Annotated in this window: 13 protein-coding genes and 2 tRNA genes; all 15 read left to right on the top strand. The window is 49.0% G+C overall.

Features of this window, described 5'->3' with window-relative positions:
* Positions 1-72 precede the first annotated feature (72 nt).
* A complete protein-coding gene (gene spoVT / locus ATH33_RS11970) occupies positions 73-615 on the top strand; it encodes a stage V sporulation protein T (protein ID WP_037997992.1) in 543 nt (180 codons plus the stop codon).
* Positions 616-722: 107 nt separating this feature from the next.
* Complete coding sequence (locus ATH33_RS11965; protein ID WP_121874456.1) at positions 723-2,360, top strand: putative polysaccharide biosynthesis protein; 1,638 nt, start codon at positions 723-725, stop codon at positions 2,358-2,360.
* A 24-nt stretch (positions 2,361-2,384) separates the two neighbouring features.
* The gene (gene yabN, locus ATH33_RS11960; RefSeq protein WP_037997995.1) at positions 2,385-3,851 is read left to right on the top strand and encodes a bifunctional methyltransferase/pyrophosphohydrolase YabN; all 1,467 of its coding nucleotides are present in this window, start codon (positions 2,385-2,387) and stop codon (positions 3,849-3,851) included.
* Between the two features lie 50 nt (positions 3,852-3,901).
* Positions 3,902-4,201, top strand: coding sequence for an RNA-binding S4 domain-containing protein (locus ATH33_RS11955; RefSeq protein WP_276319280.1), 300 nt, complete (start codon positions 3,902-3,904; stop codon positions 4,199-4,201).
* 45 nt (positions 4,202-4,246) lie between these two features.
* Positions 4,247-4,534, top strand: coding sequence for a sporulation protein YabP (gene yabP, locus ATH33_RS11950; RefSeq protein ID WP_037997999.1), 288 nt, complete (start codon positions 4,247-4,249; stop codon positions 4,532-4,534).
* Positions 4,531-5,106 (top strand): spore cortex biosynthesis protein YabQ, encoded by a 576-nt coding sequence (yabQ, locus tag ATH33_RS11945; protein ID WP_121874455.1) that lies wholly within the window; start codon positions 4,531-4,533, stop codon positions 5,104-5,106. Before yabP ends, yabQ begins: the two co-directional genes overlap by 4 nt.
* A 4-nt stretch (positions 5,107-5,110) precedes the next feature.
* Complete coding sequence (locus ATH33_RS11940) at positions 5,111-5,497, top strand: FtsB family cell division protein (RefSeq protein WP_037998005.1); 387 nt, start codon at positions 5,111-5,113, stop codon at positions 5,495-5,497.
* Between the two features lie 68 nt (positions 5,498-5,565).
* Positions 5,566-6,810 (top strand): exo-beta-N-acetylmuramidase NamZ family protein, encoded by a 1,245-nt coding sequence (locus ATH33_RS11935; protein ID WP_037998008.1) that lies wholly within the window; start codon positions 5,566-5,568, stop codon positions 6,808-6,810.
* A gap of 96 nt (positions 6,811-6,906) precedes the next feature.
* Positions 6,907-6,983: transfer RNA gene (locus ATH33_RS11930), tRNA-Met, on the top strand.
* Positions 6,984-6,991: 8 nt separating this feature from the next.
* Positions 6,992-7,068 (top strand) — tRNA-Met (locus ATH33_RS11925).
* A gap of 98 nt (positions 7,069-7,166) precedes the next feature.
* Positions 7,167-7,655 carry a ribonuclease FAU-1 family protein gene (locus ATH33_RS11920; RefSeq protein ID WP_037998011.1) on the top strand — a complete coding sequence of 163 codons (489 nt, stop codon included), beginning with the start codon at positions 7,167-7,169 and terminating at the stop codon, positions 7,653-7,655.
* 294 nt (positions 7,656-7,949) lie between these two features.
* Complete coding sequence (gene spoIIE / locus ATH33_RS11910) at positions 7,950-10,415, top strand: stage II sporulation protein E (protein ID WP_037998014.1); 2,466 nt, start codon at positions 7,950-7,952, stop codon at positions 10,413-10,415.
* A gap of 119 nt (positions 10,416-10,534) precedes the next feature.
* Positions 10,535-11,983: a tRNA lysidine(34) synthetase TilS gene (tilS, locus tag ATH33_RS11905; RefSeq protein WP_170151263.1), complete on the top strand. Its 1,449-nt coding sequence runs from the start codon at positions 10,535-10,537 to the stop codon at positions 11,981-11,983.
* Positions 11,984-11,995: 12 nt separating this feature from the next.
* Positions 11,996-12,535: a hypoxanthine phosphoribosyltransferase gene (hpt, locus tag ATH33_RS11900; protein WP_037998020.1), complete on the top strand. Its 540-nt coding sequence runs from the start codon at positions 11,996-11,998 to the stop codon at positions 12,533-12,535.
* A 77-nt stretch (positions 12,536-12,612) separates the two neighbouring features.
* Positions 12,613-14,616 carry an ATP-dependent zinc metalloprotease FtsH gene (ftsH, locus tag ATH33_RS11895; RefSeq protein WP_037998022.1) on the top strand — a complete coding sequence of 668 codons (2,004 nt, stop codon included), beginning with the start codon at positions 12,613-12,615 and terminating at the stop codon, positions 14,614-14,616.
* Positions 14,617-14,623 lie beyond the last annotated feature (7 nt).

The following is a 14,623-nucleotide window of genomic DNA, read 5'->3' as shown; positions in this document are numbered from 1 at the left end:
ATACTATGGCTGATAAAACAAATTAAACCAGAAATTATAAAAAATATATAAAGAAAGAGAGGAAATTATTCTATGAAAGCAACAGGCATCGTTCGCCGGATTGACGATTTGGGGCGTGTTGTCATCCCGAAAGAAATTCGACGAACACTGCGTATTCGAGAAGGAGACCCTTTGGAGATTTTTGTGGACCGAGAAGGTGAAGTGATTTTAAAAAAGTATTCACCCATCGGCGAGTTGGGTGACTTTGCACAGGAATTTTCCGAAGCATTATATGAAAATATGCATTACCCCACACTCATTTGTGACAGGGATCATGTAATTGCCATTGCAGGGGTATCCAAAAAAGAATATTTGGAGAAAAACATTGGTGAAATCGTGGAATCATGCATGGATCAAAGAAGAACTTATCTGGAAACAAACCCCGGAACTGCCGAGATATTCAAAGGAATGCCTGAAGAATATCAGTCCTATCTCATTGTTCCCATTAATGCGGGAGGCGATCCGATCGGTGCAGTCATCGTGCTCAGCAAGAAAGAAGGAGGGAAGTTGGGGGAATTGGAAGAAAAACTGGCCAGCACGGCTGCCACTTTTCTGGCCAAACAAATGGAACATTAACAATTCTTTGTCGGGCAGGTGAATGTACCTGCTTTTTTCTTTTGTAACCTCCCGCACTTTTGTATAATGAAAAGCAATTGCAGCGTGGAGAGGAGAGCAAATGGAAGATGATGGAGCAAAGCCGGCAGTCCTTCATCCGTGGTGCGGCCATTTTGGGAGGGGCTGCTTTGTTTTCGAAGATATTAGGGGCTGTTTACAAAATTCCTTATCAAAATATTACCGGCGATGAAGGGATGTATGTTTATCAGCAAGTATATCCCTTGTACAGTGTTTTGTTGATCCTGGCCACCGCCGGGTTTCCGGCCGCGATTTCAAAGTTGGTCTCGGAAAAGTGGTCCCGCGGGCAAATGGCGGGAGTCGCGCAAATTTTCCGTGTTTCTTTGACAGCTTTGTCCTTGCTGGGGGCGGTTTCCTTTTTGCTCCTGTTTTTTGGGGCCGGCCAAATCGCGGAATGGATGGGAAACCGTAGCTTGCTTACTTTGCCGATTCAAACCGTTTCCTTTGCTCTTTTGGCTGTGCCGTTTCTGGCGGTGATGCGCGGCTGTTTTCAAGGACAGCAAAATATGGTTCCGACTGCAAATTCACAAATGGTTGAACAGTTGATCCGGGTTGTGACCATTCTTGTTCTTTCCTGGTATTTTATGGATGCGGGGATGGGCGTGGTTTATGCCGGTGCGGGAGCTGTGTTTGGATCCATCACCGGAGCCGTCGGAGCGCTGATTGTGTTGGTCTATTACTGGCATAAAGCCCAGCCGTTTCCCAAAAAAGAGGCAGGCTTTGCAGTTGCTTCCGGCATCGAGCCGCCGGCTGAAGTGATGAAAAACCTGTTTCGTTTGTCATTGCCGATTTGTATCGGTTCGCTCATTCTCCCTTTGTTTTCTTTGGCGGATTCTTTCACGGTGGCCAATTTGCTGGTGGATCGGGGATTGGAAACTGAAGAAGCCATTCGCTTAAAAGGCGTTTTTGACCGGGGGCAACCTTTGGTTCAATTTGCTTCGTTTTTTGCCACGGCGATCGCGCTCTCCATCGTTCCGGCCATTTCGGATCTGGTCAGCAAACAGAGGGTGAAGGAAGTTGAAGAGCAAGCTGTCCTCGCTTTGCGGTTGACTTGGGGCTTGGGGCTTCCGGCTGCGGTCGGTCTGATGGTCATCGCCGAACCTGTCAACGTGATGTTGTATGAAGACGCGGCGGGATCGGATGCCTTGGCTGTTTTGGCATGGTCCGGAGTCCTCTCATCTTTGTGGATTGTATCGGCAGGAGTTTTGCAGGGATTGGGAAAAGTATATTTGCCCGCTGTTTATTTGGCATTGGGGATGATTTTGAAAGTCGGGTTCAATGTGTTGCTGATTCCCCTTTGGGATATCCGGGGGGCTTCCCTTTCAACGGTGCTTGCCTTTTTGTGCACGGCCATTTTGCAACTGGTGAAAATGAAACAGCATTTCGGTTGGAAATCGTGGATCCCCAGGCAAGAGCTGTTTGCCGCATGGGCAGCAGTCTGGATGGGGATTGCAGTTTACGTGACATCAGTTGTGGTTCAGCAAATCGCGGTTCCTTTCCTGGAATTCAGAGTGGCGATGATGGCTGCTTCCTTATTGTCGGTGCTTGTCGGCGTGATGGTTTACCCGTGGGCCGTTTTCCGCTTCGGGGTCTGGACACGGCGGGATCTGGAGAAAGTTCCGAAGTTGCGGAAAAAGTTGGTCCCGCTCCTGGATAAATGGGGATGGCTGAAGAAAGAACGGAATTAAGGAATCCGCAAGAGGAGGAGAAAAATGGCAAAAATTGTGGTTGTCGGTTTGGGTGCAGGCGATGAGGAATCGTTGTCTTTGGGAGTGCTCCGGTTATTAAAAGGAGAAAACCCGGTTTTTTTGCGGACCCGGCAAATCCCGGTTGCCGGGTGGCTGAGTCAACAAGGGATTTCTTTTGCCACTTTTGATGATGTTTATGAGTCAAATCATGATTTTGATACGGTTTATGATCAAATTGCCGGGCGGTTGCTTCAGGCGGCCAAAAAGAATTCCACGGTGATTTATGCGGTTCCGGGGCACCCGATGGTTGCGGAACGGACGGTCCGGTTGCTCCTTGATCAAGGGGAGGGGCAAGGGGTGGAAATCGATATCCGGGGAGGAAGTGTGAGTTTCCTGGAAACGTTTTTTGCCCGTTTGCAGGTGGATCCCATTGAAGGGTTTCAATTGCTCAACGGGACGGATTTTGATTCAGGGAAGGTGAATCCGGAAAACCACCTTTTGATCGCCCAGGTATACAGCCGGTTTGTCGCTTCTGAAGTCAAATTGACGTTGATGGAAATTTATCCCGATGATCACCCGGTTAAAATTGTCACTGCTTGCGGGATCGACGGATTGGAAAAGATCACCGAAGTTCCCTTGTATGAATTGGATCGCAAGGAGCTTTTCAGCGACTTGACCTCCGTTTATCTCCCACCTCTTGTGAAAGAGGAAGATTTATACCCGCGCTTTGAGTATTTAAAAGCAGTGATCCGCCATTTGAGAAGCCCGGAAGGCTGTCCTTGGGACCGCAAACAAACCCATGACAGTTTGCGCCCGTACCTGCTGGAGGAAGCTTATGAATTTTTGGAAGCGGTGGAAGAAAAGGATTCCGACGCAATGGCCGAGGAATTGGGGGATGTTTTGCTTCAAGTGATGTTGCACTCTCAAATCGCCAGCGAAGAAGGGACGTTTGACATTCATGATGTGATCCGCCACTTGAATGCGAAAATGATCCGCCGCCATCCCCATGTGTTTGGCAACTTAAAGGCCGAGACGGCGGAAGATGTGAAGCAGACTTGGGACCAGTTGAAGCAAAAAGAGAAAAAACAAGAGGAATCTTCCTCGTTGCTGGAGGGTGTGCCCAAACATTTCCCGGCTTTGATGAAAGCTTACGAACTGCAGAAAAAAGCGGCCAAAGCGGGATTTGACTGGAATGATGCAGAGGAAGTTTTAAAAAAGGTGCAAGAGGAATTAAAAGAAATGTCGGAAGCCGAAACCCAGGAAGAAAAGGAAGAAGAACTGGGGGATGTGTTGTTTGCTTTGGTTAATTTCGCCCGCTTTCTCAAAGTGCAACCGGAACTGGCTCTCCACGGATCTTGTTATAAATTTGAGCGCCGTTTTCGCTACATTGAAAGTCAAGTCAGGATGTCCCAAAAAAGTTGGGAGGACTTCTCTTTAGAAGAATTGGATGCCTGGTGGGATGAAGCCAAGCGTCTGGAAAAAGGCGAATGATTTATGAGCCGAGGCAGGATTTTTTCCTTTGTTCAAGAAAACGTTAAAAGATTGAAGGTGACATCATGCGATTGGACAAGTTCTTGAAAGTGTCGCGTTTGGTGAAAAGACGGACATTGGCCAAGGAAGTGTGTGACGAAGGGCGGGTTCAAGTCAACGGAAAAACGGCCAAAGCAGGAACGGTTCTTCACGTGGGAGATGAAATCCAGATTCGTTTCGGGCAAAAATTGGTGACGGTCTGTGTGGAGAAGTTACAGGATTCCGTCCGCAAAGAAGATGCCGGGAGCATGTTCAGCCTGATCCGCGAAGAGAGCCTCAGCGGACAAAAAGATCCCCAAGAACAGTTCTAAACGGAGATTTTGTCCATATCATGTACCAAGAGGGGGGAACGTGATATGGAAGAAACCTTTAACCAGATTCCGCATGAGATCGTGATGACCAACCGCAACACGCTGGATGTCAGCGGTGTAACCCGGGTGGAGAGTTTTGACAGCGAGGAGTTTTTGCTTCAGACCGATTACGGTTATCTGGGGATCAGAGGGCAAGGGTTGCATATCAAAACACTGGATTTGGATCAGGGCAGGGTTTCCATTGAAGGGCAAATTTCAGACATGAGCTATTTGGACATGCCTGTGCCGGCGCAGGAAAAAGTTAAAAGCGTCTGGGGCCGGATCTTCAAGTGACGCTGCAAACGCAATGGTTTACCATGCTTCTCATGCTCGGATCCGGTTTTTTTATCGGGATCATTCTTGATTTTTACCGGGTGTTGACAGTCCGTTTCCGGATTCGCAAGTGGTTGATTTCCCTCATTGACCTCATTTATTGGATGGTTTCGGCCGTTTTGGTGTTTGGTTTATTGTTTTGGAGCAATTGGGGAGAGCTTCGCTTTTATTTCTTTGTTGCGGTGTGCCTGGGTTTCTTGATTTATTTTAAGTGGGCAAGCCGCCTGGTACTTCGCGGAATCCGGATGTTGTTTCATATCTTGGAACGGATTTTTTTCTTTCTCGCACGGCTGTTTCACCTGTTGATATTCAGTCCCGCCCGGATCTTGTTCAGGGGATGCCGGCGGTTGGCGGGTCTGATCTGGAAAGGAACCACTGCATGCATCAAGCTGATTTTGTCCCCGTTTTTCTTCCTGCTTCGCCCTGTTCAAGCCAGGTTGGAACCCTGGCTCTCCCGAAGGATTCAAAAAGGAAAGGCCCAAGTCCGAAAGATCAAAGCATGGTGGAATAAAAACCGGGATAAGGGTGAATGAAAAGATGGCTTATCAACACGGCAGAGATAATGTGCTTTTCATCCAGCGGTCCGCAAAACCCGTGAAAAAACCGGAATCCGCATCCAAATCCCAATCCGTACGCCCTTTGCATCCCGCCGTCAAAAGGCGCCGGCTGATCTGGCTTGGTTGCATGGTTGTCTTTATTGTTTGGGCGGCGGCGCAAAGCGTCATCCAGCAGGTGCGCATCTGGGATCAGGAAAAAGAACTGGCCGACAAACAAAGGCAGTTGTCTCAGGCTTATGAACAACAGAAAACGTTAAAGCAGGAAGTTCAAAAGTTAAAATCGGAAGATTATATGATGGAATTGGCTCATAAAATGGGTTACGGAAAACCGGGTGAACAAATTTACTCCATTGAAAACAAAGAGTGAAGCAGATCCCTCTTGTTCTGTCGGGGAACAAGAGGATTTTTCTATCTGTGTCAGGAAGAGGGATGGCGATGGGGAGAAAGTGGATCGGGCTTTTTTGCATTATGTTGTTGGTTTTGGCCGGATCCGGTTGTTTCCGTCTTAACGTGCAGGAAAACAGGGAAAAAAAGGTGATCACCGGCTTGGAAAAAGTGTTGAGGAATCCGGAGGATTTTCAAGGGAAACGGGTGGGCTTGATCGCCAATCCGACCAGTATCACCCCGGATTATCAGCATGCGCTGGATGCGATGCTGGCCCGCGGGATTCAAGTGACGAAAGTTTTCGGTCCGGAGCACGGGGTCCGCGGGGCTGAACAAGCCGGAGAGGAACCGGAGACGGTGGTGGATCCCAAAACGGGAATCCCTTTCGAAAACCTGTATGGAAAAAAGCCGGAAGAAATGGCTTCCCTCTTTCAAGAGGTGGATGTCCTCGTCTTTGACATGCAGGAGACCGGCACCCGGTTTTATACTTATCTTTACACGATGGCGGATGCGATGAAGGCCGCGGGGATGTTAAAGAAGCCTTTGTATGTTTTGGACCGGCCCAATCCGCTTGGCGGAACACGGGTGGAGGGGCCGCTTTTAAACCCGGCATTCCGCTCTTCCGTGGGACGGTTTCCCATTCCGCTCGTACACGGAATGACGATGGGGGAATTGGCTCTTTTGATCAATGATCAGCAATCGCCGAAAGCGGAATTGCACGTGGTGAATATGGAGGGATGGACACGGGATCAGAGGTATGAAGATACCGGATTGCCATGGGTGATGCCTTCTCCGAACATGCCCTCCCCGTTGACCGCCCTTGTCTATCCGGGGACGGGGTTGGTGGAAGGAACCAACTTGTCGGAAGGAAGAGGGACGACCCGTCCTTTTGAACTGGTCGGGGCCCCCTATGTCAACGGTTGGGAATTGTCTCAGGCGTTGAACCGGGCCCGTCTGCCGGGGGTTGTTTTTCGGGAGGCATATTTTATTCCCACTTTTTCAAAATTCCAAGGGGAAGAGGTGGGCGGTGTCCAAATCCATGTTACGGACGTTGACCAATTTGATCCGGTTTTAACGGGGATCACGATTTTGGAGAAAACGAAAAAATTGTATCCGGAACAGTTTGCCTGGGTCCGATCAGGGGAAAAATACTGGATAGATCTGCTGGCTGGAACGGACCAAATACGCCGTCAATTGGATCAGGGGAAGTCAGCCCGGGAAATCACCCGACAATGGAAAAAAGAAATCAATCACTTTAAGGGGATACGGAAAAAATACCTTCTCTATTCATCGTGAAAAATCTGAATTCAATTTTAAATGAAATTGGATGTTGACACCGAAACACAGGCTATGTATAATTGAGATTGTTCGCGGTGATAAATGATGAATTGACGCGGGGTGGAGCAGTCAGGTAGCTCGTCGGGCTCATAACCCGAAGGTCGCAGGTTCAAATCCTGTCCCCGCAACCAAAATATATGGCGGCGTAGCTCAGCTGGCTAGAGCGTACGGTTCATACCCGTAAGGTCGGGGGTTCGAGGCCCTCCGCCGCTACCAAAGTAGGAGAAGGCGAGCTTCCCCAATTGGGTGAATGTCGCCTTTTTTTTATGTGATTTTTAAGGATCAGCAAGTTGCGAGTGCATGGGAGTGATTGTGTGAATGTCGTGATTAAGAAAATAAAGTTTACGACCATAAATAAAACCTATACGGAAAAAGTCCGGGATTGGCGGGGGCGTCATTTGTTCTCCACGCAGTATGCCAATCCGGACGGAAAACGGATCTTTTTGACGTATTATTTTGTGCGCAAAGGATACACAATTTCAAAGGTGTTCGGCCGCTCCGGAGAATTCCTTTACTATTATTGCGATGTGATGCAAATGCACCAGGTGGGCCGCATGCGTTATGTGATGGTGGATCTTTTGTTGGATCTGATCATTGACCGGGATGATCATTATCATGTGATCGATATTGATGAATTTGCCGATTCCATTGAACGCAGGCAGATCAAACGCAGACAGCAAGTGCATGCGTTGCGGACGCTGGATCAGATGATCCGTTTGCATGCCGATCGCAAGCTGATTCCCTCGTTTATTCGCGAGGCCAAGATGTATCCGTTGACGGATTCCCCTTCCCGGCGCCGGTGAATCCGATTTTCGACAAACCGGAAAAAGAAATAGGAAGTTTTGTCGCTCCCATGTTTGTCTTGAGAGAAAACGACAAAGGAAGACGGGATCCGAGTGAGCTCCCAAAGGAAGCCGGGGGCTCATTTGGCTGAATCCCTTGCCGTTCCTTCTTTGTCCCGATGGCAAATCATACGGGATCGCGGCCGGTTAGAAAAATGTCGCCAAAAAAATTTTTCTTTTCAGAAATTGCAACAAACTTTCCGCTTGCCTCCCCGCTATAATGAGTGGCACAAACTGAACGCGAGGTGACAAGGGATGCAAGTGGGAACTCATTTTCGGAATTTATTGATTCGACCGGTGGGAAGTTGGTTCGGTTGGGAAAGCAGTAAGCGAAGACGGATCATGCATCGTTTGGCGAACATGTGGAATGTTCCGGTTGTTGTGATGGGAGTGCTCTTGGGAAGGGCCACGATCTTGGGGATGATCTCCCCGTTTGCTGTTGCTTATCTGGCCGTGGTGTATCATTTGGCCAAAAAGCAATGGCCGGTGGTGATGTTGTCACTGATTCTCGGTGCGGCCACCCTGGGCGGGGCAGAGATGGCCAAGATGACCGGCAGTTTAATTCTTTTCCTTTTTATCCAGAAAATTTTTGCGGCCTTGGGAAAAGGAGAGCTCAGTTTTGCTCCTTTTATGGTGGGGATCACGGGGGCCGTGGCCCGCCTGGCTGAGTGGTGGTGGAAAGACGGGACTTCTTATGAATTGTTGTTGGCCGGGATCGATGTGCTGCTCAGTTTCATCTTGACGTTTATCTTTGTCCAATCCCTCCCGATTTTCACCATGAAAAAAAGACGCGTTTCACTGCGTCAGGAGGAAATTGTCTGTTTGGTGATTCTTCTGGGTTCCGCGATGACCGGAACCATGGGGTGGGAAGCTGGGCAGTTATCGATCGTCAACATTATTTCCCGTTACGCAATTCTGGTGCTGGCTTTGGTGGGTGGGGGAATGTTGGGTTCCTCCATGGGGGTGGTCACAGGCATGATTTTAAGCCTCTCCGAACCCAAATCCATTTTGCAGATCAGTTTGCTGGCGTTTGCCGGTTTGCTGGCCGGTTTGTTCAAAGAAGGGAAAAAAATCGGCGTATCGGTCGGCTTTTTGTTGGGTTCGGCCATCCTGACCTTATATGACGGCGGTTCCCAGGCCATCTGGCCTTCCATGCAAGAATCGGCATTGGCAGTCTGTTTGTTTTTCCTGACTCCGGAACGTTGGTTGAAAGCATTGTCCCGGTATGTTCCCGGCACGTTGGAAAATCATACGGCGCAACAGGAGCACATCAAACGGCTCAGGGATGTGACGGCGAGCAAAGTGGAGAAATTCACGGAATTGTTTCAGGAGTTGGCGTTCAGTTTCCGTGAAGATGTGACCAAACACAAAAAAGAAGATGAAGACCAGGTCCGGTTTTTTATTTCCGAGATCATGGATCAGGCTTGCATGGGGTGCAGCAAGTTTGAACATTGTTGGGATCAAAAAGTGGTGAAAACTTATCAGGGGATGATGGATTTAATGGCTCGTGTCGAGGAGAACGGGCCGCAAAATCCTGCGCCGGTTCCAAAATCATGGGAACGTCACTGCATCCGTCCCGACAAAGTGGTAAACGAAATTCAGCGTCAGTATGCACGCTACGAGCAAAACATCTATTGGAAGGAAAAAATGCAGGAATCGCGCCGGTTGGTTTCCGACCAGTTGACCGGAATGGCGGAAGTGATGTCCAAGCTGTCCAGGGAAATCCGGCATGAAACACAAGTGCTGTCCGCGCATGAAGAGCAGATTCACGAGGCGCTGGAAGAGTTGGGCTTGTCCATTCACCGGGTGGATATCATTAACCTGGAAGAAGGAAAAGTGGAGATTGAAGTTACGATGGCTGACCGGGACGGGCTGGAAGAGTGCAAAAAGTTGGTGGCTCCCTTGTTGACAGAGATTTTGGGAGAGCCGGTGGCTGTGTACCGGAAGGTGGTCAAAGACGGATCGCCTGGTGCGGTTGTCATTTTGGGATCGGCACAGCGTTTTGAACTGAAAACGGGAGCTTCTTGTGCGGCCAAAGGCGGGGGAGTGATTTCCGGAGACAGCTATTGTTACATGAATTTGGGCACAGGAAAGTATGCCGTGGCCTTATCGGACGGAATGGGGAACGGACAACGGGCACAAGCCGAAAGTAGTGCGGCATTGAAGTTGTTGCGCCGTTTGCTTCAGGCGGGTATGAATGAAGAGCGGGCGGTGGATACGGTCAATTCGATTTTGAGTTTGCGGTCGGCCGACGAAATGTTTGCGACGATTGATCTGGCCATTGTGGATTTGAACACCGCGGAAGGGCGGTTTATGAAAATTGGTTCCACCCCGGGCTTTATCAAGCGGGGGAAAAAGGTGATCACGCTGTCGGCAGCCAATCCTCCCATCGGCATTTTAAATCACATTGAATTTGAACCGATTGAAATGCAGCTGGAGCCGGGCGACCTGATTATTTTGATGACGGACGGGGTTTATGACACACCGGATCATGCGGTCAACAAAGATGCTTTCATGGCGCGGATGATTTCGGAAATTGACACCAAAGATCCGCAGGGATTTGCGGATTGCCTTTTGGAAAAAGTGGTGCGGCATCACGGGGGACGGATCATGGACGATATGACGATTGTCGTTTCCAAGGTGGAAAAGCATTCCCCCGAATGGTCGACGATCCGTTTGCCCGGCGTCAAAAAGCTCGTCCGGCCGGAACCCGTGAATTAAAACGGACAAAAACCATGTTGTAAATTGCTTCCCTTCCTGAAAAAATATATGATGAGTACAGGGAAGGATGAAACAAACCCGGGGCTTCCCGGGCCTTTTTATTTAAGGGGAAGATGACATTGTCCTGGTTTTTGAAACGCTTGGAAGAAGAGATTGCAACGAGAAAATTGATCAGACCCGGTGACAACGTATTGGTCGGGGTATCGGGCGGTCCCGATTCCACGGCCTTGCTGTTTGCTTTAAAACAGTTGGAAAAGACATTGGGGCATCAAGTGTTTGCCGTTCATGTGAATCATCACTTGCGCGGGGAAGAAAGCGATGAAGATGAGAAATATGTGGTGTGCCGCGCAAAGGAATGGAACATCCCCGTCCGTGTCATGCATGTGGATGTGGCCGGAGAACGGAAGAAACACGGTGGGAATAAACAGGCCGTATCGCGAACATTACGCTACCGGGCATTCAAACGGGTGGCTGAGGAAATAAAAGCAGACCGGCTGGCGTTGGCGCACCATGCCGATGACCAATTGGAAACGGTGTTGATGCGTTTGTTCCGGGGAACAGGGATCTCCGGCCTCTCCGGGATGGATTGGTCCCGGCCTTGGGAAGGTTACGTGTTGATCCGGCCTTTATTGGGATTTAGGAAAGAGGAAATCATTTCTTTTTGCCGGGAACAAAATCTGTCCCCGCGTGAAGATTCAAGCAACCGCTCTCTGGAATATACGCGAAACCGGATCCGTCATGAACTGATTCCCGTGGTGAGAAGGCTGTATCCGCATGCCGACAGAGCGGTTTCAAAGTTGAGCGATCTGATCCGGGAAGAAGAAAGAGACTGGGATTTCCGGGTGAAAAAGGCATTGAAAGAAGTGGTCACCGAACGGGGTGAAAACTGTTACACGCTTGATGTTTCAAGTTTTCTTCACTTGTCGGTTGCTTTACAAAGAAGAGTGGTTAAACTAATATTAAGTTATCTTTGCCACCAAGATTTAACGGAACTTTCCCTTGATAAAGTGGATCAGGTTCGAAAATTGGCTGAAAACAACAATCCGTCGGCAATGATCCGGATGTTTCAAGGAGTCTTTGCAGAAAGAGAGTATTCCAAGTTGATTTTCACAAAAAAGCCACAAACACCGGATGAAGCCCGGGACAGGCAGGAAACGCCGGAAATGATCTGGTTGCCCGGTCATGGAGTGTCTTCATTACCGGGGTTTTTGGGTAGAATGGAAATATTGGAGTCAGATCAACCCATCCCCATACATAGATTGAAAAACGTTTTTAGCCATGCTGTGTTTGACCTTGATCTTCTTTCAGGACCGCTTTATGTCCGGGCCCGGAAACCGGGAGACAAAATGCGTTGTTCAGGTATGCGCGGAAGAAAAAAGGTAAAAAGTTTAATGATGGAAGCAAAAATCCCCAAAAAAATGCGTTCGCGCTATCCATTGGTTGGATCCGGTGATGAAATCATCTGGATACCGGGAGTGAGGAGGTCCGACCTGGCTCCTGCGACAGCATCAACGAAACGTTTTCTATATTTATTGTGGGATCAAAATGATGCACCCGAAGAAAGATAGGAGGTTCCCACCGTGCATGAAGACATTGCGGAAGTGTTGTTTACCAAAGAGCAAATCCGGGAAAAAGTAGAGGAGTTGGGGAAAATCATTTCCCGTGAGTACAAAGGGTTGAACCCGCTGTGCGTTTGTGTGTTAAAAGGGGCCGTTCCTTTTATGGCCGATTTGATCAGGGAGATTGACATCCCGATTGAGATGGACTTTATGGATGTTTCCAGCTACGGGAATTCCACCAAATCCTCAGGGGTTGTGAGAATTATTAAAGATTTAGAGACATCCGTCGAAGGACGTCATGTCCTGATTGTCGAAGACATAATTGATTCCGGTTTGACGCTCAGTTATCTGGTGGAAATGCTGAAAGCCCGGAATGCGGCATCGGTTAAAATCATCACCATGCTGGACAAACCGGAACGCCGTAAAGTGGATCTGAGCCCTGATTACTGCGGATATACGATTCCGGATGCATTTGTTGTCGGTTATGGCCTTGATTATGCGGAGAAATATCGGAATCTCCCATACATAGGAATCCTCAAAAAGGAAGTTTATACGGATTAGCCGTGACGTTTTGTTTTGTTGAGAACCGTTTGCCTGCTATGCTAAAATGATACAAGTGGACTGAGAGGAGGCCAGGGATGAAAAACTACTTCCTCAGAAATGGAGTATTATATATTATCCTCATCCTTGTAACCATTGCGGTTATCAATATGTTTGCCAATCCGGCAACAGACACGCAGCAGCTGGCTTACAATGAATACAGGCAACAGCTGACGGCGAATAAGCTCACTGACATCAAGGTACAGTTGGATGGGGGTACTTACCATATTGAAGGTAAGTTCAAGGACCAGCCGAACAAGTCTTTTGTAACCCGGGGACCCGCGAACTACGGTTCAACGGTGCTTCAGGATTTACAAAATGCAAATGTCAAGGTGACTTATGAAAAACCGAAAGGTGACTCGATTTGGATCACCTTGTTTACGTACATCATTCCTTTTGTCGTCATTCTTTTCCTTTTCTTTTTCTTGTTAAACCAGGCGCAAGGCGGCGGAAGCCGTGTGATGAATTTCGGCAAAAGCAAAGCCAAGTTATACAATGAAGAGAAAAGGCGTGTAACTTTTGATGACGTGGCAGGCGCAGACGAGGAAAAAGCCGAGTTGGTCGAAATTGTTGACTTCCTGAAAGACAACCGGCGTTACGCCCAAATGGGGGCACGGATTCCGAAAGGGGTTCTTTTGGTCGGACCGCCGGGAACAGGGAAAACTTTGTTGGCCAGGGCGGTGGCCGGAGAAGCGAAAGTTCCGTTCTTTTCCATCAGCGGTTCGGACTTTGTGGAAATGTTTGTCGGGGTGGGGGCATCCCGTGTTCGTGATTTGTTTGAACAGGCGAAGAAAAATGCGCCTTGTATCATTTTCATCGACGAAATCGACGCAGTGGGCCGTCAACGCGGGGCCGGGCTCGGCGGCGGTCACGACGAGCGCGAACAAACATTGAACCAATTGCTTGTGGAAATGGACGGATTTGATGTCAATTCCGGAATCATCATCATGGCGGCAACCAACCGTCCGGATATCCTCGACCCGGCATTGTTGCGCCCGGGCCGTTTTGACCGCCAGATTCTGGTGAACCGTCCTGATGTGAAAGGCCGGGAAGCCGTTTTGAAAGTGCATGCCCGTAACAAACCCCTGGCAGAAGACGTCAAATTGGAAGTCATTGCCCAGCGTACCACGGGCTTTTCCGGAGCCGATCTGGAGAACTTGTTGAATGAAGCGGCTCTGCTTGCGGCACGGCACCGGAAGAAGAAAATCACGATGGAAGAAATTGATGAAGCGGTGGACCGCGTGATTGCAGGTCCTCAGAAGAAAAGCCGCGTCTTCAGCAAAAAAGAAAGAAAAATTGTTGCTTATCATGAATCCGGACACGTGTTGTGCGGATATTACCTGCAGCATGCCGATGTGGTTCACAAGGTGACAATCGTCCCCCGCGGGCAAGCCGGCGGATATGCCATGATGTTGCCGAAGGAAGATCGTTATTTGGCCACCAAAAACGAATTGCTGGATCGGGTGACCGGGTTGCTCGGAGGCCGTGTCGCCGAAGAGATTGTGTTTGGTGAAATCAGCACCGGGGCCAGCAATGACTTTGAGAAAGCAACCTCCATTGTCCGTTCCATGATTACGGAATACGGAATGAGCGACCGGTTGGCCACCATGACCTTCGGGCGTTCGCAAGGACAGGTGTTCTTGGGGCGTGACCTGGGACACGAATCCAACTACAGCGATAAAATCGCCTATGAGATCGATACGGAGATGCAAGATTTGATCCGTTCCTGCTACAACCGGGCGAAAAACCTGATCATGGAACATCGCGACAAATTGGAACTGTTGGCGCAAACCTTGCTGGAGAAAGAAACGTTGGATGAGCGGCAAATCAAACAATTGCTTGAAAACGGGAAGTTGGATGATGACGATTCCGTGAAAGTCAACATCCAATCCAAAGAGGAAGAAGAAACCAATAAAGAGTCCACAAAACAGGATAATTCCGGGGCGGTTGATGCAAACCGGACAGAAAGCCCTGCAAAGGATAATCCGTTTGTCAATAACGATCCGGTGGATAAAGATTCGGATTCAGACCAATCGGTGTAGAAAAAAA

Source organism: Thermoactinomyces vulgaris (assembly GCF_003688725.1).
Classification (GTDB): domain Bacteria; phylum Bacillota; class Bacilli; order Thermoactinomycetales; family Thermoactinomycetaceae; genus Thermoactinomyces; species Thermoactinomyces vulgaris.
Note: the sequence above shows the minus strand (reverse complement) of the source record. Positions and strands in the feature narration are given on the sequence as shown.

Excerpts from the sequence above, each read along its gene's own strand:
- ATH33_RS11965 (WP_121874456.1), top strand. The coding sequence starts at position 723 with ATGATGGAGCAAAGCCGGCAGTCCTTCATCCGTGGTGCGGCCATTTTG.
- yabN (WP_037997995.1), top strand. The coding sequence starts at position 2,385 with ATGGCAAAAATTGTGGTTGTCGGTTTGGGTGCAGGCGATGAGGAATCG.
- spoIIE (WP_037998014.1), top strand. The coding sequence starts at position 7,950 with ATGCAAGTGGGAACTCATTTTCGGAATTTATTGATTCGACCGGTGGGA.
- yabP (WP_037997999.1), top strand. The coding sequence starts at position 4,247 with ATGGAAGAAACCTTTAACCAGATTCCGCATGAGATCGTGATGACCAAC.
- ftsH (WP_037998022.1), top strand. The coding sequence starts at position 12,613 with ATGAAAAACTACTTCCTCAGAAATGGAGTATTATATATTATCCTCATC.
- spoVT (WP_037997992.1), top strand. The coding sequence starts at position 73 with ATGAAAGCAACAGGCATCGTTCGCCGGATTGACGATTTGGGGCGTGTT.
- ATH33_RS11940 (WP_037998005.1), top strand. The coding sequence starts at position 5,111 with ATGGCTTATCAACACGGCAGAGATAATGTGCTTTTCATCCAGCGGTCC.
- ATH33_RS11935 (WP_037998008.1), top strand. The coding sequence starts at position 5,566 with ATGGGGAGAAAGTGGATCGGGCTTTTTTGCATTATGTTGTTGGTTTTG.